Raw genomic sequence first — 18,037 nt, 5'->3', positions numbered from 1 at the left:
TTATTCCCTAGTTATTGATCGGGCCGTTTACGGACTCGATGACGTGGTCAACGATGCCGTATTCCTTGGCCTGCTGTGCGGTGAACCAACGGTCACGGTCAGAATCCTTGGTGATTTGCTCAAAGCTCTGGCCGGTGTGCTCAGCGATCAGCTGCGCCATTTCGCGTTTGGTCTGAGCAAACTGCTCAGCCTGGATGGCGATGTCAGCAGCGGTGCCACCCACGCCAGCGGAAGGCTGGTGCATCATGATGCGAGCGTGTGGCAGAGCGTAGCGCTTGCCCTTGGTGCCGCCGGAGAGCAAGAACTGGCCCATGGAAGCTGCCAGACCCATGCCATAGGTAGCAATATCGCACGGCGAGTACTTCATCGTGTCGTAGATGGCCATGCCCGCGGTAACGGAGCCACCCGGCGAATTGATATAAAGCGAAATATCGCGCGTGGGATCCTCTGCGGACAGCAGGAGAATCTGGGCGCACAGCTTGTTCGCAATCTCATCATCCACCTGGGTTCCCAGGAAGATAATGCGCTCGCGCAAGAGGCGCTCATAGACGCTATCACCCAGGCTCATACCAGTAGTGGATGAGTTCATTGAAATCTTCTCAGACATTAATGATGCTCCTTCAATTGAAGAATTTTTAACTGGCCCCACCTTACCGACATTCTTCTCAAATTTGGCCTCTGTTCGCTATGAGCGTTGGGAGCGCTACGTCAGCACACACTAAGGTGCTGGGTTAAGATTTCCCCATGTCTGTTTCCGAGCTTTCGACTAGCACACAGAATTATTTGAAAGCCATCTGGGGGCTAAAGGAATGGTCATCTGAGCCCGTAACCGCCACGCTTATTTCAGCACATTTAGGGCTCAAACTCTCCTCAGTCTCCGATGCAGTGCGCAAAATGACCAAGCAAGGGTTGGTATCACACACACCTTACGGAGCAGTGGAGCTCACCGATCGGGGTAGACAGTATGCATTGGATATGGTGCGCCGTCACCGATTGCTTGAATCTTTCTTGGTACAGGCATTGGACTATACATGGGACGAAGTCCATGACGAAGCAGAAAACCTCGAACACGCAGTGTCGGACATGCTGATAGAGCGCGTGGACAAGTTCCTCAATTTTCCCAGTAGGGATCCACACGGCGATCCTATTCCCACAGTTGATGGGAACATCACGATTCCTCGTGCACACCGGCTCTCTGACAGCGGAGCACAAACTCAGGTGATCGTTGAACGAATCTCCGATTCCGACCCACAACTACTAGCTTTCCTGAAAGAACACGGCATCGTCACGGGTGCCGTTCTAGACACGCGCGAAGGAGCCCCCTTTTCAGAATCACTCGAAGTGCGAGTATTTGGTAGCGCTCCGTGGGTACTGCTCGCACGCCCAGCTACCGACGCAGTTTTTGTAGCTCCTCATACCCCATAAAAGCCATCCCCCTCCACCTAAACCTAACATTACCTGCCCTTTTAAAATATACGTTGCAACGTAGTTTGCAACTACGCTCACACGTAGTTACGCTTTCGGATATCACATATCCCACGAATGGCTCAGGCCAGGATGAGCAGGATTGCTATGTCAGACTCACCAGATTTGGTGTACTTTTCGAGCGTTTCTGAAAACACAAAAAGATTTGTTGAACGCCTAGGCAGACCCGCAGTGCGAATTCCACTGCGGCCCAAGAAAAACGGAATGATCCAGGTTTCACACCCGTATGTACTCGTCGTCCCCACCTACGGAGGCGGCTCTCTCAAACGCGCGGTTCCTAAACAGGTCATCACTTTCCTTAACGACCCAATCAATCGATCCTTTATCCGCGGCGTCATTTCCTCAGGAAACACCAATTTCGGAAACGCCTACTGCGTAGCCGGCCAAATCATTTCCGCCAAGTGCCACGTGCCCGAGCTGTATCACTTTGAGCTACTCGGCACCCAAAAAGATATTGACACCGTAAAACAAGGTCTTCACAAGTTTTGGGAACAGCAAGAACACGTCAAAAGATGAAGAACACGTCCGGACCACACAGATTGGACTACACAATGACCCCTCCGCAGACCACACCCACGCAGCCTGTTGACGCAGCCCATCGCATCACCACCGGTGCTAACGACGAAGGCGGCGTTGGTAAGCGCAAAAGTTACCATGCGCTCAACGCGCAGCTGAACTTATTCGATTCTTCCGGGAGAATTCAGTTCGACAAAGATATTGAGGCAGCACAGGATTATTTAGCCCACCATGTTGCTCCCCGCATGCGCACATTTAGCTCCACCACGGAACGCCTGGAATGGTTAGTAGATAATGAATACTATGAGCGGGGTTTCCTCGAACTTTACGAGGACGAGTTCCTGTGCGCCATATATGACAGAGCACATCGCGCCCAGCATCGGTTCCGCACATTCCTCGGCGCATTTAAGTTCTTTACTTCCTACGCGCTAAAAACCTTTGACGGCTCAACACTCCTTGAAGGCTACGAAGAACGCGTCACCACCACAGCTCTTTACCTGGCACAAGGCGACAAAGCTCTTGCAGAGAAACTGGTGGACGACATCATGTCCGGACGATTCCAGCCCGCCACCCCTACTTTTCTCAACGCAGGCAAGGCTCAGCGCGGTGAAATGGTGTCTTGCTTCCTCCTGCGAATAGAAGACAACTTGGAAAGCATTGGCCGCAGTGTGAACTCCGCGCTACAGCTATCAAAACGCGGCGGTGGCGTGGCCCTATTGCTAAGCAATCTGCGCGAATCCGGAGCCCCGATCAAAAAGATTGAGAACCAAGCATCCGGCGTAGTCCCAGTTATGAAGATTCTGGAGGATAGTTTCAGCTATGCCAACCAACTGGGAGCCCGCCAGGGCGCTGGGGCTGTCTACCTGCATGCGCATCACCCAGATATTCTTCGCTTCCTCGATACCAAACGGGAAAATGCAGATGAAAAAGTTCGCATCAAGACCCTTTCACTGGGTGTCGTTATTCCGGATATAACGTTTCGCCTGGCCAAAGAGAACAAGGACATGCATCTGTTTAGTCCTTATGACATTGCTCGCGAATACGGCGTGCCCATGTCCGACATGTCTATCACCGAGCATTACGACGAGCTGGTGACCAATCCGCGAATTTCGCACACCACCATCAAGGCCAGGGAGTTTTTCACTACGCTTGCTGAGCTTCAATTTGAATCAGGATACCCCTATATCCTCTTCGAAGATACGGTCAATCGCTCTAATCCCCTCAAAGGGCGTATCAATATGTCCAACCTGTGTAGCGAGATCCTTCAAGTCAACGCGCCATCCACTCTTGGCCCATCTGGCAACTACACCACCATCGGCCAAGACATTTCATGCAATCTGGGTTCGCTCAACATCGCTAAGGCCTTTGCATCACCGGATTTTGGAGCAACTGTAGAAACCGCAGTGCGCGCGCTCACCCAAGTCTCAGATCTTACCGATATCGAAGCAGTTCCTTCCATTGCTAAAGGCAATGAATCCATGCACGCGATTGGTTTGGGGCAGATGAATCTCCATGGTTTCCTTGCTTCCAAACGGATTCCCTATGGCTGCGCCGAGGCTTTGGACTTTACCAACTTCTATTTCCTGACTGTGACCTATCATGCGCTGCGCACATCCCATGCGTTAGCGGTAGAGAAAGGTCAGCGATTCCAGGGTTTTGAAGACTCTGCTTATGCCTCCGGCGCATTCTTCGACAAGTATCTCAAACAGGAATGGGTACCTGCCACCAAGCGAGTAGAGCAGCTTTTCCATGAAGCAGGCGTGCGGATTCCTACACGCGAGGACTGGCTGAAATTAAAGAATCAGGTGGCCCGAGACGGAATATATAACGCCTATCTACAGGCAGTTCCACCCACTGGATCAATTGCCTACATCAATGATTCGACTGCATCCATCCACCCGATTGCCTCCAAGATCGAAATTCGCAAGGAAGGCCGCTTGGGGCGCGTGTATTTCCCCGCACCGGAAATGACCAACGACAATGTGGAGTATTTCGAGGACTCTTTCACCGTGGGATACGAGAAAATCATTGATACCTACGCCATGGCCACGCAGCACGTGGACCAAGGCCTTTCTCTGACCTTGTTCTTTACTGCCGACAGCACCACTAGGGATATCAACAGGGCGCAAATCTATGCCTGGAAGGCCGGCATCAAGACCTTGTACTACATCCGTTTACGCCAATCCGCGCTCCAAGGCACCGAGGTCGAAGGCTGCGTCTCCTGCGCTTTATAGGAGCACTGCCCTCCCATCTTTTGCACTACCAATTCACCCGAAAGGAAAAAGTAATGACTTCAACATCGAACGCTGCTGCGTTAACTAGCATCTCTGTTACGCCTCCGAGCTTCCGACATGATCCCTCAGCCCGCATCCGCCCCATCAATTGGAACCGTGTGAGTGACGAAAAGGATCTTGAAGTATGGAACCGGCTCACCGCCAATTTCTGGCTGCCGGAGAAAGTGCCGCTTTCTAATGATCTCTCAGCCTGGCAGAAAATGACGCCCTCAGAGCGTAACCTCACCATGCGGGTGTTCACAGGCCTGACCACTTTAGATACCGTGCAGGCTACCGTGGGAGAAATCTGCCAAATTCAAGACGCCCGCACCGAGCATGAGCAGGCCGTTTACACCAACATTGCCTTCATGCAATCAGTTCACGCCCGTTCTTATTCTTCAGTGTTTTCTACGCTAAGCAGCACAAAGGAAATCGACGAAGCCTACCGCTGGGCGGTGAATAATGACCTTCTCCAAGCACGTGCCAAGAAAGTCCTCACGCACTATTTCGGGCCGGATCCGCTCAAGCGCAAGGTATCATCGACGCTTCTTTCTTCGCTCCTTCTATACGCGGGTTTCTATCTCCCCTTACACTTTTCTGTCCACGCCACCCTGACCAATACGGCAGACATGATTCGCCTCATTCTGCGTGACAAGGCAGTACACGGTTACTACTCGGGATATAAATACCAGCGTGGCCTAGAATCTTCTTCTCCTCAAAGGCAAAAAGAGATGAAGAATTTCACCATCTCTTTGCTCGAGGAGCTCTATTCCCTAGAGCTGGAATACTCCGGCGAACTATATGAACCATTAGGACTCATGGACGATGTGGCCGTCTTCGTTCGCTATAACGCAAATAAGGCCCTGATGAACTTAGGCTACCCAGATTACTTCCCACCTGAGGAAACGGAAGTTAACCCAGAAATTCTCGCCGCCCTAGCTCCTGGAGCAGACGAGAACCATGACTTCTTCTCTGGTTCAGGCTCCTCCTATGTCATTGGTACCGCTGAAGAAACGAGTGATGATGACTGGGATTTCTAAACCCTTCCCACGACCAGACCAAGGAAGCTGGCTTGAAACCATTGCATTGTTTGAGACTATTCGTGAAGGAAACCAACCTGCGGCATTGCGGCTGCTACAAAGCTCGGCCGCACGCGAGGCCGTCCTGGGAGGGCTCTTGGGCCTCATTGAACTGTATTTCCGCAATGAAGAAGATGACAAAATAGAGGGATTTCTCGCTGCCGCCCACAGTGCCGGCCCGCCCCCAGCTTTCGGTTGCAAGCCTTTTCTCCCTTAATCCAGCCCCAATGAAGAAAGAAGGTTCAGCATGACTTCCACCCCACGCATCACCGTTATCGTAGGTAGCCTGCGTCGCGGATCAATTGCGCGCAAGATTGCGCACGAAGTACTCACAATGATCCCGAAAGACTACGAGGCAAACATCCTCGAAATCCGCAACTTGCCCCTTTATGACTTCGACTACGATGATCCCGCGGTCACGGACAAGCCAACTCCGGCCGAGTACACCACCTTCCGCGACACCATCAAGAACTCTAGCGGAGTCCTTTTCATTACGCCCGAAAACAACCGCACAATCCCCGCATGCCTCAAAAACGCAGTGGACATCGGTTCTAAACCCAACTCAGATGTTGCTTGGAAGAACCTTCCCGCAGGAATCATCAGCCACTCTGTAGGGCGCATGGGCGGGTATAGCTCACAAAAGAACCTCCGATTGGCCCTGTCTTACTTTGATATGCCTTTTCCTGGGCAGCCCGAGGTATTCCTCGGCCAATCACCCACCCTTTTCGAAGACTCGGGCCGCCTTAATGAACACACCGCAGAATTTGTAAAGGACTACGTCATGCGCTTCCTGGCTCTGGTGGACAATGCCTTAACCAGCTAGGACCCACGCACATCTCTAGAGGGCGTTCACGATCACGCAAACCCCGGACTCATTCATGAATCCGGGGTTTGCTAGTGCGCTAGAAACCGCTCGCTACGAAAGAAACCTACTTCTCCTCGGTAGCATCTTCAGCGCCCTCTTCTTCGACCTCGCCGAAGTACTGGTCGACGTCAACCTTGTTGCCGTCCTCGTCCTTGACGTCAACGCGGCAGATAGCGGCTGCGAGAGCCTTGCCACGGCGAACATCAGAGAAAAGGTTTGCAATCTGGCCATTGGACTGCAGCTGCTGAATGAACTGGTTCGGGTCCATGCCGTAGGACTGAGCGGTGAACAGGATGTGGTCGGTCAGCTCCTGCTGGGAGACCTCAGGCTGCTCTTCCTCAGCAACGGCATCCAGGAACAGCTGGGTGCGGACGGACTCTTCAGCGGACTCGCGAGCTTCCTTATCGAACTCCTCGCGGGTGGTGCCCTGCGCCTCAAGCAGCTGTGCGAATGCCTTCTCGTCGTGAGCCAGCTGGCCCAGGATCTGGTGCAGCTGTGCGTGAACCTGCTCGTCAACGACGGAGGTCGGCAGCTCGAACTTAACGCCGTCGAGAGCAGCCTTCAGAACCTCGTCGCGGATGTTCGCAGCCTGCTCAGCCTTCTTGGACTCCTCAACACGGGTCTTGGTGGACTCGCGCAGCTCGTCCATGGTGTCGAACTCGGAAGCCATCTGTGCGAACTCATCGTCCAGTTCCGGAAGCTTGCGCTCCTTGGTCTGCTGAACGTGAACCTTGATGGTTGCTTCTTCACCAGCGTGGTCACCGGACTGGATGGTGGAGGTGAACTCGTTGTCCTCGTCGGTCTTCATGCCGCGCAGTGCGGTGTCAAGGCCCTTGATGAGGTCGTCATCACCAATCTGGTAGGACATGCCTTCGTAGGATGCCTCTTCCAGCTTCTCGCCGTCGATCTCGGTAACGATGTCGATGATGGCGAAGTCGCCGGTCTTCATCTTGCGCTTGGTGTCCTTGAGCTCACCAAAGCGTGCTGCCAAGTCCTCGAGAGCCTTGTCGACGTCCTCTTCCTTAGCCTCCAGAGCCGGAACGGTAACAGACAGCTTGGAGAAGTCCGGAACCTCGATCTCCGGGCGGATGTCAACCTCAGCGGTGAACTCGACGAAGTCGTTGTCCTCGATCTTCGCGATGTCAACCTCTGGCTGGCCGATAACCTTCAGCTCGTTTTCCTGAACTGCCTGCTCGTAACGGGTCGGCAGCATGTCGTTGACAACCTGCTCGAGAATCGGGCCGCGACCAAAGCGGGCGTCGATAAGCTGGCGCGGAGCCTTACCCTTACGGAAACCTGGGATAGAAACCTGTTGTGCGATCGCCGCATAGGCCTGATCGATTTCCTTGTCCAGCTCAGCAAACGGAACGTTGACGGTGAGCTTGACGCGGGTATCGCTCAGCTTGTCTACGGTGGTCTTCACGAGAAACTCTCCTGGCATAAATTGGTTCAGAATGTAAATAAGGGGTCTGGAAATACTTTTAAGGGTATTCCCAGACCCCCATACGTCGGGGCGACAGGATTTGAACCTGCGACCCCCTGCTCCCAAAGCAGGTGCGCTACCAAACTGCGCCACGCCCCGTATGTAGGCCTCCACGATCTTCTAAAACATGTCATGCTTTTCGCCGTGGGTGCGTTGCATACTCGAAATAGTGTAGCGGCATATCTCCAAATGACCTAACACCGACCCCCACTTAAGAGCATTTCCGCAGGTTAAAAGCTATTAATTTCCTCCCCGCCGCAAGGGTCAATGACGCAAAGTTAACGCCTTCAAGCGTGAGTTTTAGCGCTTGTTTTGCGGCGCCATTCCACTGCATCGGCAACGTCTCCGCAGCCCGTTCAGCGAAGCCCCACACCATCGCACTGTGGGACGTGGGCCTTGCCCCTAAACCAGATGGTGAGGTCGCCCATTCCTAGATGGTGAGGTCACGCCGTCAATTCTGCGCCTGGTGATAACGGCTGTGACTGGAGTCTACTGACCTCACCTTTTAGACCTCACCATGTAGGTTTGTCACCTCACCATTTGGGGTTTCGGCCAAACAAGCACGCTTTATGGGCTTTTCCCTGGATTTGATCGCAAGGTGGAAAACGACAAATCTCGAGCCAACATTTGCATGAAACGTTGACTCGAGATTTAAAAATTGGAGGGAATGACGGGAATCGAACCCGCGTCTTCAGCTTGGAAGGCTGAGGTATTAGCCACTATACGACATTCCCACAGTCCGACATCTAGCGATGTTTGACGTGCGAACCACTTTAGCGCACTTGCCGGCAGAAAATAAAACCGGCCCGTCAACGTGGGGAACTAACTAGGCTTGGAAGGCGTTCAACGTGTGTTGCCCATCAAGATTTGGAAGTGAGTTTTCTTGACACCAATTGTCCTGCTTATTGCCGTCGGCGGCGGCGCCGCCTACTTTGCTTCGCGCGGACAGAAGAAAAGGCGCGAAGAGCTTGAAGCGCAGCGCTTCGAGGACGCATTGGCAGATGCCCGCCGCTGGACTGAGCGCCTGGGTGGTCAGGTCATGCAGATTTCCGGCACCGACGCTGCTTCCACACAAGCCATGGCAGATGCTTCCGAGCGTTTCACCGCAGCCAATGCCGCGATTTCCCGCGCCAACACCGTCAAGCAGGCGAATCTGGCGCGCGAATCCGCGCTAGAGGGCATGCACTATGTCAACGCAGCGCGCGAAATCATGGGCATGGATGCAGGCCCAGAGCTCCCGCCGTTGGAGGGCCAGCGCCAGGCTGGCAAGGTCACTGAAAAGCGCACAGTTGAGGCAGACGGCCAGACGATTACCGCTTCGCCTTATGCATCCAGCGAGACGCCGAACTACTACCCCGGCGGCGTGGTTGCAGGCCGCCCGGTTCCGGCTGGTTGGTACTCCCGCCCATGGTGGGCCGACGCACTGAGCACCGGCGTATGGATGATGGGCTACTCCATGATGTTCAATGCCATGTTCAGCGGCATGTCCGGCATTGGCTACTCGGCAGCAGCTGCCGAAAGCGGCGACTGGGGCGGCGACCAGGGCGGTGGTGAATTAGGCGGTGGTGACATCGCCGGAAACACGGGCGGTGACGGCGAAGATGGCGGCGGATTCTTCGACGGCCTCTTCGACGGCGGCGATGGCGACGACGGTCTCTTTGACTTCGATTTCGATTTCTAGTTCTCGCCCCCACACTGGGCGCCCAGCAACAGCACCACCCGAGCAATAATTAATACGTAAATTTTTGTGGCTATTTTGTACCGCTGAGCTTGGCTTCTGCTAAGTTGTTCACTCGCAACGTAGTCTGGGAACCATGTCTGTACCAATGATGAAACTCCACGACGGTAACGAAATCCCACAGCTTGGCTTCGGCGTCTTCAAGGTCAATCCAGAAAAGACCGAAGAGCTCGTCGCTGAAGCCCTGCGCGTGGGCTATCGCCACATCGATACCGCTGCCGTTTATGGCAACGAGGAGGGCGTAGGCCGCGCCATCGCTAACTCCGATATTCCGCGCGAGGAGCTATTTATTACCACCAAGCTGTGGAATGATAGCCAGACCAACGCCGCAGAGGCCCTCGATGAGTCTTTGCAGAAGCTAGGCCTCGACTACGTCGACCTTTATCTCATCCACTGGCCATGCCCTGAAAACGGCAACTACGTAGAGGCGTGGAAGCAGATGATTGAGCTGCAAAAGTCCGGCAAGGTCAAATCCATTGGCGTTTCCAACTTCGAGCTCGAGCACTTAGAGCAGCTGGAAACCCACACCTCTGTTACCCCGGTGGTTAACCAGGTTGAGCTGCACCCGTACCTGCAGCGTTGGCGCGAATTGGACGCTTTCCGTGCACACGGCGTCAAGATTGAGGCTTGGGGCCCACTCGGTCAGGGCCAGACGGACCTTTTCGAGATTGATGAGGTTACCGAGCCTGCCAAGAAATATGGGGTCTCCCCTGCGCAGGTCATCATCCGCTGGCACCTGCAAAATGACGTCATCTTGTTCCCGAAGTCCGCGAACCCAGAGCGTATTGCGGAAAACTTCGATGTCTTTGGCTTTGAGCTAACCGAGGACGAGATGGCTGCCATCACGGATCTGGATCTTGGTGAGGAAGGCCGCGGCGGCCCGCACCCAAACGAGTTCAACGCTAGCTAAGCAGCGCGAGAACTAGACAGCGCGAGTCTGCTTAGCTAGGCATCTAAAAAGCGCCTTCATTTCTCGTTGGCCCCACATCCAGTGGGTGGGCGAAAAGAAGTGAAGGCGCTTTTAGCAGTTTTAGTATTTGAAGGCACCTTAAAGGAACCTTGAAGGAACTAAGCCTCAGGCAGCTCCGGGGGAATCTCAGTGCGCTCGTACTCCGCCAGGATGTCGATGCGGCGCTGGTGGCGATCCGCCGCGGACCACTCCTGCTCGAGGAAGGCATCCACGATGGCCAGCGCTTCTTCTTCAGAGTGCATGCGGCCGCCGATGCCGATCAGCTGAGCGTTGTTGTGCTCGCGAGCCAAGCGGGCGGTTTCTGGGGACCAGGCCAGTGCGCAACGCGCGCCCTTTACCTTGTTGGCTGCAATCTGCTCACCGTTGCCGGAGCCGCCGAGCACGATGCCCAAGGAACCGGGATCGTTGACGGTACGCAGTGCCGCCTCAATGCAAAAAGCTGGGTAATCATCCTCAGCGTCGTAAACGTGTGCGCCACAATCGATGACGTCGTGGCCCTGCTTCTTCAGGTGTTCAACGATGACGTTCTTCATCTCGAACCCTGCGTGGTCTGCTCCTAAATAAACGCGCATGCCCCAAATCCTACAGCTTTGCCCAATCTGGCGTTGCTATGATCGGCGTTCCCCGTATTCATCCCCCGTATTAACGCTGAATCCCTCACAGCATGGCTCGCAACGTCTTAGAAAGGAGACTGGAAATGAACGAACGTTTTGGCGCACGGCTGTGCCTCGGCCTCTTTGTGGCCAGCCTGCTGTCGCTGCCAATCTTTCCGCTCTTCCTGCCGCCTTTCGTCGGACCCGTCGTCAGCACTGCTTGCGTCACGCTCGCGCACATCATCCTGGGCCTTTTCTATTATTTCCGGCCAACACGAGACCTGCGAGTAGGCCTTTGCGCACTCCTCGGCGCGGCCTCCTGGGCCACCTGGGTGTGGTGCTACTGGGAGGAATACAGCGCACAGATGTCGCTGCCCAACATCAATATCGCGGGCCTTATCGCACCAATTTCAACGCTGCTCACGATTCTTTTCCTCTCCTCGGATAACCTCAAGTTCGGCTCCACATCCCGCGGCAGGAAGCGATATTTTGCCGTCGGAGTTGCCTTCACGGTGTTGGTCTTGGTCGAGGTGCTGTGGACCTTCCTGTTCCAAGAACAACTTGCAGAACCGGCCATGTCGCCTGATATGGCCTCCTTGGCAACGGTCATCATCCTGCGCGCCGCACCAGTCATTCTCACCGTGGTTACTTGGGCCATCGCGCTTTCCACCCAAGACAAAAAGCCCCGGCGCCTGCTGATTGGCACCGGAGCTTTGGCCCTGCTGAGCTTTTTCATCCCGTTCGTCACAGCATTTTCAGCAGTATTTGCTTTCGCGGCATGGGCTAACACCCGCGTCAAGCATTAAGTTCGGGGTGCTAACCCAAGTTACTTCTGGCTCACCTGCGGCATTTCGGTGCGGGTGCGCTTTAGTTCAAAAAAGTATGGGTACTGCGCAAGGCGGACGGAAGCATCAAAGATTTCGCCGGCTTCCTCACCTTCTGGCACGCGGGTAATTACCGGGCCGAAGAATGCGGTATCGCCGAGCTTGACCACTGGGGTTCCTACTTCATCGCCGACCTCGTTGATGGCGGCATTGTGGAACTCGCGCAGCTTATCGTCAACGTCCTCTGTGTTTGCCACCTCGGCGTAATCTGCCGGCAAGCCGACCTCTTCCAGCGCCTGCGCAATGATTTCATCATAAGCGCCGAAGCCTTTCTTGCCGCCCTGCTCCTGGCCGTGGATGAGATTGCCCATCGCGGTGTAATAGGCATCGACCTTTTCAGGTGCCGCAATGGCGATCTTCGTGGCGACGCGGGCCGGGCCCCAGTTTGCCTTCATCATTTCCATGTAATCCGGGTCCAAATCACGGCCGTCGTTAAGCACGGAAAGCGACATCGGCACGAAGGTGACCTCGATATCGCGGACCTTTTCTACTTCCTTGATCCAACGGGAGGTGGCCCAAGCAAACGGGCAGCTGCAATCGAACCAAAACTTCACAGACTCAGCCATGTGGACTCCTTTTATACAAATTCATTGCTAACTGGCCCTTCCCACCCTACGGGCACGACTAAGGTGGATGCAGAAACTCAATTGCTACAAGGAGGAGTAATTAGCCTATGACCTCGATTAACCTCACTCGCGAAGAGGCCACGCACCGCTCACAGATGATCGACGTTTCCCACTACGACGTCCACCTAGACCTTGTTGGTTCCAAGGTTAATCCCGAAACGCATTTCATCTCCACGACTACCGTGACCTTTCGCGCCAAGCAGGCTGGCTCCACGTTCATCGATCTGCGCGGCGAGGAACTGCTAGAGGTTCGCTTGAACGGCGCTCCCCTGCCCACCAAGGCTTATGAAGCCGAGTACGGAATCCCGCTGTCCGGGCTGCAGGTAGCAGATTATGAGCTCAAGGTTGTAGCCAAGATTCCTTATTCTCACACCGGTGAGGGCCTGCACCGCTTCGTCGATCCAGCAGACAGCAAGGTTTACCTCTACACGCAGTTTGAAACTGCCGATGCCAAGCGCGTCTTCGCTTGCTTCGACCAGCCAAACATGAAGGCCACTTATTCGCTGGCTTTCGACGCCCCGGCAGACTGGACAATCATCACCAATGGCCCCACCACCGTCGCGCCAATCGAGGGCAAGGCTGATGCCCAAACCTGGTCCACGGAGATTGATTACCCGCTTTCTACCTACCTGATTGCCCTGTGCGCCGGCCCCTACTTCGAGGTCACCGATACCTGGAACGGCGAACTGACTGAGCACCCAGAAGGCAATGCCGCTGAGAAGGTTTCCGTCCCGCTGGGGGTCTACTGCCGTGCCTCCCTAGCAGAGCACCTCGACGCAGAGCGCATCCTTACTGAAACCAAGCAGGGCTTCGACTTCTACCACCGTAACTTCGGCTTTGCTTATCCCTTTGGCAAGTATGACCAGATCTTCGTGCCGGAGTTCAACGCCGGCGCTATGGAGAACGCTGGCTGCGTGACCATCCGCGACGAGTACGTCTTTAGCTCCAAGGCCACCCACTACAAGTACGAGCGCCGCGCTGACACCATTCTCCACGAGCTGGCGCATATGTGGTTTGGTGACTTGGTCACCATGGAATGGTGGGATGACCTGTGGCTCAACGAGTCCTTCGCCACCTGGTCCGCCGCCATCTCCCAGGCTGAGGAAACCCAGTACGACACCGCATGGGTCACCTTCGCCAACGTGGAAAAGTCCTGGGCTTATCAGCAGGATCAGCTGCCCACCACGCACCCGATTTCCACCGATGCCTCCGACATCGAGACCGTGGAGCAGAACTTCGACGGCATCACCTACGCTAAGGGCGCTTCCGTGCTCAAGCAGCTGCAGGCCTATGTGGGCCGCGAAAACTTCTTTGCCGGCGTGCGCCGCCATTTCAAGGCGCATGCTTTCTCTAATGCCACCTTCGACGATCTACTCGCTTCACTCGCCGAGTCCAGTGGCCGCGACTTAAGCTTCTGGGCTAAGCAGTGGCTCAAGACCACCGGCATCAACACGTTTGCAGTTGAGCTAGACACTGACGACGCCGGGGTCATCACCACCGCACAGCTGGTCCAGCGTGGCGAGACGCTGCGCACCCACCGCGCAGGCGTGGGCATCTACAACTTGGTAGACGGCAAGGCCGTTCGCACCGATCGCATCGAGATGGATATCGACGGCGAGTCCACCGATATTCCGCAGCTTGTAGGCCGCAAGGAACAAGACATCGACTTCCTGCTGCCAAACGACGATGATCTGACTTACGCGCTCATCGAGTTGGATTCCAAGTCGCTGGAATTCATGGTCGAAAACATCGACAAGTTCGCCGACCCAATGGCGCGTACTCTGTGCTGGTCCGCAGCATGGGAGATGACCCGCGGTGGCACCATGCGCGCCCGCGACTTCGTGGCGCTCGTAGCGCGCGGCGCGGCGGCAGAGACCGAGCTGGCGGTGCTCGAGCGCATCGTGCAGCAGGCGGCTTCGGCGCAATCCAACTACGCGGACCCAGCGTGGGCCAAGGAGTCGACGCTGCTTGCCGACGCCCTGCTCGCCGGCACGCAGGACGAAGACCCAGAGCGTTCCATCGTCTTCGCGCAGGCGCTGGCCAAGATTCGCCTGACCGAAGGCACCCGCGCCTTCCTGCAGGATGTTCTGGACTCCTCCGATGACGAGGGCCTGCGTTGGTACGCAATCGCAGCGCTGGCTGCCGACGGCGCGCTTGACAATGTCCCGGCTGCCATCGATGCGCAGTTGGCGCGCGATAACTCCGCGACCGGCCACCAAGCCGCAGTGCGTGCGCGCGCCGCGGTCAACACCGCGGAGAACAAGCGCGCGGTGTGGGAAGAAATTGTCGAGGGCAAGCTGACCAACCGCGAGCTGACTTCCAAGCTAGAGGGCCTTACCTACCCCGGCGCTGACGATCTGTTGCCGACTTCCGAGTTCTTCGATGTGGCAGAAAAGATTTGGGCTTCCCAGTCCACCGAGATCGGACTGACCTCTGTGACTGGTCTGTTCCCATCCTGGGCTATCTCGCAGCAGAGCCTGGATGAGGCCGATGCGTTCCTGCAGCGCGACCTAGCCGGCGGCCTGCGCCGTGCGGTTACCGAGCAGCGCGACCGTATGGCTCGTGCGCTGCGCAATCGTGCGGTAGATGCGCAGGAAGCATAAGAGGCACGCTAATTAGTCGAGGTGAGGGACCTGTCCGGGTGATGGGTCCTCGCCGACGATAACCTCCACGTTGGCGATATCGGAGCGCAAAGTTTCCTCGTTTATCGCCATAACGGTGCCATCGGACTGCTTGATGACGCGGCTAAAGCGCAGCAATGGGTGCGAACGGCCCACGCCGAGCAGTTTTTGCTCCTCTGCTCGGGCGGTAGCGGCCACGATGCGATCGCGCTTGTGCGCCATTTTCAGACCACAGCTTTCTAAGGTCTCCAGCAAAGGCTGGTGGAGATCGCGCTCATCAAGGTCCGGAACCAACTGCACAGGGATGGTGTACTTCGAGACGCTGATCGGGGCGTCATCCACGTAGTGCACGCCCTTGAGTTCCCACACGAGCGTGCCCTCTTCTACTCCGAAAGTCGCCGCCATATGGGAGAGCACTTCTGCCTTGTGCAGCGCTACTACTTCAACGCGCGTCAGGAAGCCACGATCCCGCAGCTGCAGCAGAATGCCTTCATGGCTAGTCAGGTTAAGTGTGGGCGGGACGGCGCGTACAAAGGTGCCACCGGTGCGACCGCGTTTGCGATCAATTAAGCCCTCGATCTGCAAGATGTCCAACGCGTGGCGCACGGTCATGCGGGCAACGTTGTATTCCTGGACCAGTTCGCGTTCAGTGGGGAAACGCTCGCCTGGCTTGAGTTGCTGGGTTTCGATCTTGCAGCGCAGCGAATCCGCGATCACCAAATAGGCAGGGCGGCGGCTTGAAGTAGTCACAATTTCAGAAGTCTACAGCGCAGCCGAGCTTTCGCATCTCGAGCAGATGTGAATTAGGGCGAGGAATGGCGCCACCGTGGCGCACATCCCCCGCCCAAGCGTTAACTACAAATTTGCTTCGGTATTAAACCAGTTTTCTAGCTAGTTCTTGCAACTATCCTTTGAGGTTCTTGCGTTGCGCAAGCTCCACGCGCGGGCGCACGCGGATCTCGGTGAGCTGGGTGGTAGAACCTGCATCCACCGCAGCGCGGATGGCATTGGCCACCTCGACGGGCGCGATGACGTGCGCTGGGTCGTAGTCCTGCAGTCCCTGCAACATTGGGGTATCGGTAGGGCCTGGGGCCACGGTGGAAACGCGGATACCGAGCTCGGAAAGGCGCAGGCCGTCGGCAAGCGCGTAAAGCGCATGCTTGGTCGCGGCATAGATGACATTGTCGCCGTAGCTGTGGATACCGGCACCAGAGTTGATGAAGACCACGAGGCCTTCCCCATCAGCCGCGCGCAACTGCGGCAGCAGGCGGCGGCTTAGTTCAGCGGGAACGTGGACGTTTAAGTCCATCTGTGCCTGCCAGTCCTGCGGGCGTGCGGACTCGACGGAGTGCTTATCGGCGCGAGCTGCCGCGTGTACCAGAACGTCGACGCGGTCGAGGGCCTGCAGCGGCTCTGGCAGCGCGGTTTCGGGGTCAAGAAGCTCCAGCAAGTCGAGCGCTACCGGGGTGATGTTCGCGGCTTCCGGCAGCTCCTCGGCGCGGCGGCCCAGCGCATAGACGTGATGGTCGCGCGCGAGGTCCTCAATGATCTCGCGGCCCATGCCGCCGGTAGCGCCGGTTACTACTGCGATCTTGGTATTTGCCATGATTTACTCGCCTTCCTAACTATGTTTGCGCTTATTTAGGTTTCCCGATTCTAGCGATAACGCTTCGGCACATCCGGCGCGCCGAGGGTAAGCATGAGGCGGTTGGCCCAGTTGAAGAAGGACGCAGAGTTGATGAGGTCAATGATTGCCAGGTCATCGAAGCCCACGCTGCGCAGCTTGGCCACGCATCCGGAGTTGAAGCTGAAGGGCGAACGCGTCAGCTCACGCGCGGCGTCGCGAATCACGCCCCATGCATCGCTTCCCAAATCGGCGTCGAGGCCTTCGAAAAGCAGCCTATCGATGGCCGCGGCATCGCCGCCCTCATCCTTGGAACGCTGCTGGTGCACCGAGGCGCAGAACTCGCAGCCGTTGAATCGGGAAACCACGGTGGCGGCCAGCTCGCGCTCGGCACGGCCCAAGCCGCCGTCGGTGTTGTAGAAGATATCCAAGTCCGTGAGCGTACGGGCCTTCAGCGCCGCAGCATCGCGGGCCAGCAGGCGGAAGTACTCGGAGTCGATGCGCTCCGGGCGGATGAGTGCATCGATCTGCTCTTGGGTGAACTCCTCCTTGGCCAACGGTGTAAGCCACGGCTTCCAGCCCAGCGAGTGGGCAACAAAGCCCTGCGGAGCGTGGGTCTCTGGGTTAAGCGTGTGCTCGTGCAGCTGCCAGCCTGGGTCGGAAGCGCCCTCAATACGGGTGGTCTCGGGGGCGGTGGATTCATCGCCGCCCAAGACCTTCAGCCCGTGGATGACGCGCAGCTGGAAGGAAAGGAATGCGATGAGCTGGGACAGGCTCACGATGTCATCCTCAGACCAACCGGCAGCCTGCAGGTGGCCGATGGCCTCGGCGGAAGCGTCCTTAGGGTGGAATGCCAAAAGATGTGCAAAATCGAAGGCCGCGGCCAAGCGCTCGTCTAGGCCGGCAATCTCACCGAAGGTGATAAAGCCTGCGCCCTCGCCCGAAATATCGGCCGGTGCGGCATAAGGACCAGAAGTAGTGCCGTGCTCAATGGCGGCCTGGACGGCGCCCTGCAGAGTCTCCGTGGCCTCATCAGCAAGCAGGTCCCCATAGAACTCGCCGGCGCTTTTAGCCTGGTAAATGCCGCTCAAGAAAGCCGCCACGGCATAGCGCTGCGCATAGCTAAAGGTGCCGGGCTCCTCTGGCTCCAGCAGGGCTTGGAAGGAAAGCTGCGCATTCGCCAAAGCATCGGGCCGGCGTGCGCGCAGCTGCACTAGCTCCGGGCTTGCCCCGGCTAGTTGGTTGATGATGTCTGCCATGAAACTTCCTTTCCTTGTTTT

Annotated in this window: 17 protein-coding genes and 2 tRNA genes; 10 read left to right on the top strand and 9 right to left on the bottom strand. The window is 56.4% G+C overall.

The window, feature by feature from the left end; all coding sequences use genetic code 11:
* Window positions 1-7: 7 nt before the first annotated feature.
* Window positions 8-607 (bottom strand): ATP-dependent Clp protease proteolytic subunit, encoded by a 600-nt coding sequence (locus tag HMPREF3169_RS05495; protein ID WP_070455896.1) that lies wholly within the window; start codon window positions 605-607, stop codon window positions 8-10.
* 137 nt (window positions 608-744) lie between these two features.
* Here HMPREF3169_RS05495 and HMPREF3169_RS05490 point away from each other — a divergent pair, with 137 nt between their 5' ends.
* The 5 genes from HMPREF3169_RS05490 to HMPREF3169_RS05470 all read left to right on the top strand — a co-directional run bounded on the left by HMPREF3169_RS05490 (window position 745) and on the right by HMPREF3169_RS05470 (window position 6,176).
* A complete protein-coding gene (locus HMPREF3169_RS05490; RefSeq protein ID WP_070455895.1) occupies window positions 745-1,425 on the top strand; it encodes a metal-dependent transcriptional regulator in 681 nt (226 codons plus the stop codon).
* Window positions 1,426-1,572: 147 nt separating this feature from the next.
* Window positions 1,573-2,001 carry a class Ib ribonucleoside-diphosphate reductase assembly flavoprotein NrdI gene (gene nrdI / locus HMPREF3169_RS05485; protein WP_246815603.1) on the top strand — a complete coding sequence of 143 codons (429 nt, stop codon included), beginning with the start codon at window positions 1,573-1,575 and terminating at the stop codon, window positions 1,999-2,001.
* A gap of 35 nt (window positions 2,002-2,036) precedes the next feature.
* Window positions 2,037-4,235, top strand: coding sequence for a class 1b ribonucleoside-diphosphate reductase subunit alpha (gene nrdE / locus HMPREF3169_RS05480; RefSeq protein WP_070455894.1), 2,199 nt, complete (start codon window positions 2,037-2,039; stop codon window positions 4,233-4,235).
* Window positions 4,236-4,288: 53 nt separating this feature from the next.
* A complete protein-coding gene (nrdF, locus tag HMPREF3169_RS05475; RefSeq protein WP_082778640.1) occupies window positions 4,289-5,314 on the top strand; it encodes a class 1b ribonucleoside-diphosphate reductase subunit beta in 1,026 nt (341 codons plus the stop codon).
* Window positions 5,315-5,600: 286 nt separating this feature from the next.
* Window positions 5,601-6,176, top strand: coding sequence for an NADPH-dependent FMN reductase (locus tag HMPREF3169_RS05470; RefSeq protein WP_061924173.1), 576 nt, complete (start codon window positions 5,601-5,603; stop codon window positions 6,174-6,176).
* Between the two features lie 106 nt (window positions 6,177-6,282).
* On the opposite strand, the gene tig is transcribed toward HMPREF3169_RS05470, so the two are convergent.
* Both tig and HMPREF3169_RS05460 read right to left on the bottom strand, forming a co-directional pair.
* Window positions 6,283-7,641, bottom strand: a complete 1,359-nt coding sequence (gene tig / locus HMPREF3169_RS05465) for a trigger factor (RefSeq protein ID WP_070455893.1) — start codon at window positions 7,639-7,641, stop codon at window positions 6,283-6,285.
* Window positions 7,642-7,726: 85 nt separating this feature from the next.
* Window positions 7,727-7,800: transfer RNA gene (locus HMPREF3169_RS05460), tRNA-Pro, on the bottom strand.
* A gap of 194 nt (window positions 7,801-7,994) precedes the next feature.
* On the opposite strand from HMPREF3169_RS05460, the gene HMPREF3169_RS13100 reads away from it, so the two are divergent.
* Entirely contained in the window at window positions 7,995-8,135 is a 141-nt protein-coding gene (locus HMPREF3169_RS13100; protein WP_168162620.1) for a hypothetical protein, read from the top strand.
* 225 nt (window positions 8,136-8,360) lie between these two features.
* On the opposite strand, the gene HMPREF3169_RS05455 is transcribed toward HMPREF3169_RS13100, so the two are convergent.
* Window positions 8,361-8,435 (bottom strand) — tRNA-Gly (locus HMPREF3169_RS05455).
* Window positions 8,436-8,584: 149 nt separating this feature from the next.
* Here HMPREF3169_RS05455 and HMPREF3169_RS05450 point away from each other — a divergent pair.
* Window positions 8,585-9,382: a hypothetical protein gene (locus tag HMPREF3169_RS05450; RefSeq protein ID WP_070455892.1), complete on the top strand. Its 798-nt coding sequence runs from the start codon at window positions 8,585-8,587 to the stop codon at window positions 9,380-9,382.
* Between the two features lie 133 nt (window positions 9,383-9,515).
* Window positions 9,516-10,349, top strand: a complete 834-nt coding sequence (locus HMPREF3169_RS05445; protein ID WP_061924182.1) for an aldo/keto reductase — start codon at window positions 9,516-9,518, stop codon at window positions 10,347-10,349.
* Window positions 10,350-10,507: 158 nt separating this feature from the next.
* On the opposite strand, the gene HMPREF3169_RS05440 is transcribed toward HMPREF3169_RS05445, so the two are convergent.
* Complete coding sequence (locus tag HMPREF3169_RS05440; RefSeq protein ID WP_061924185.1) at window positions 10,508-10,981, bottom strand: ribose-5-phosphate isomerase; 474 nt, start codon at window positions 10,979-10,981, stop codon at window positions 10,508-10,510.
* 125 nt (window positions 10,982-11,106) lie between these two features.
* Here HMPREF3169_RS05440 and HMPREF3169_RS05435 point away from each other — a divergent pair, with 125 nt between their 5' ends.
* Complete coding sequence (locus tag HMPREF3169_RS05435; protein WP_070455891.1) at window positions 11,107-11,808, top strand: hypothetical protein; 702 nt, start codon at window positions 11,107-11,109, stop codon at window positions 11,806-11,808.
* Window positions 11,809-11,828: 20 nt separating this feature from the next.
* Here HMPREF3169_RS05435 and HMPREF3169_RS05430 read toward each other — a convergent pair whose 3' ends face one another.
* Entirely contained in the window at window positions 11,829-12,452 is a 624-nt protein-coding gene (locus HMPREF3169_RS05430; RefSeq protein WP_070432994.1) for a mycothiol-dependent nitroreductase Rv2466c family protein, read from the bottom strand.
* Between the two features lie 107 nt (window positions 12,453-12,559).
* Here HMPREF3169_RS05430 and pepN point away from each other — a divergent pair, with 107 nt between their 5' ends.
* Complete coding sequence (gene pepN, locus HMPREF3169_RS05425; protein ID WP_070455890.1) at window positions 12,560-15,115, top strand: aminopeptidase N; 2,556 nt, start codon at window positions 12,560-12,562, stop codon at window positions 15,113-15,115.
* Window positions 15,116-15,127: 12 nt separating this feature from the next.
* Here the strand turns inward: pepN and HMPREF3169_RS05420 are convergent, their stop codons facing one another.
* The 3 genes from HMPREF3169_RS05420 to HMPREF3169_RS05410 all read right to left on the bottom strand — a co-directional run bounded on the left by HMPREF3169_RS05420 (window position 15,128) and on the right by HMPREF3169_RS05410 (window position 18,016).
* Window positions 15,128-15,883 (bottom strand): GntR family transcriptional regulator, encoded by a 756-nt coding sequence (locus HMPREF3169_RS05420; RefSeq protein ID WP_246815601.1) that lies wholly within the window; start codon window positions 15,881-15,883, stop codon window positions 15,128-15,130.
* A 154-nt stretch (window positions 15,884-16,037) separates the two neighbouring features.
* The gene (locus HMPREF3169_RS05415; protein WP_061924200.1) at window positions 16,038-16,739 is read right to left on the bottom strand and encodes an SDR family oxidoreductase; all 702 of its coding nucleotides are present in this window, start codon (window positions 16,737-16,739) and stop codon (window positions 16,038-16,040) included.
* Window positions 16,740-16,789: 50 nt separating this feature from the next.
* Window positions 16,790-18,016 carry an alkylhydroperoxidase domain protein gene (locus HMPREF3169_RS05410; protein WP_061924203.1) on the bottom strand — a complete coding sequence of 409 codons (1,227 nt, stop codon included), beginning with the start codon at window positions 18,014-18,016 and terminating at the stop codon, window positions 16,790-16,792.
* Between the last annotated feature and the right edge of the window lie 21 nt (window positions 18,017-18,037).

Origin of the sequence: Corynebacterium sp. HMSC08C04 (assembly GCF_001807495.1) — a bacterium.
Lineage (GTDB): Bacteria > Actinomycetota > Actinomycetes > Mycobacteriales > Mycobacteriaceae > Corynebacterium > Corynebacterium simulans.
The sequence above is the reverse complement of the archived record's forward strand: the minus strand, read 5'-3'. Positions and strand labels throughout refer to the sequence as shown.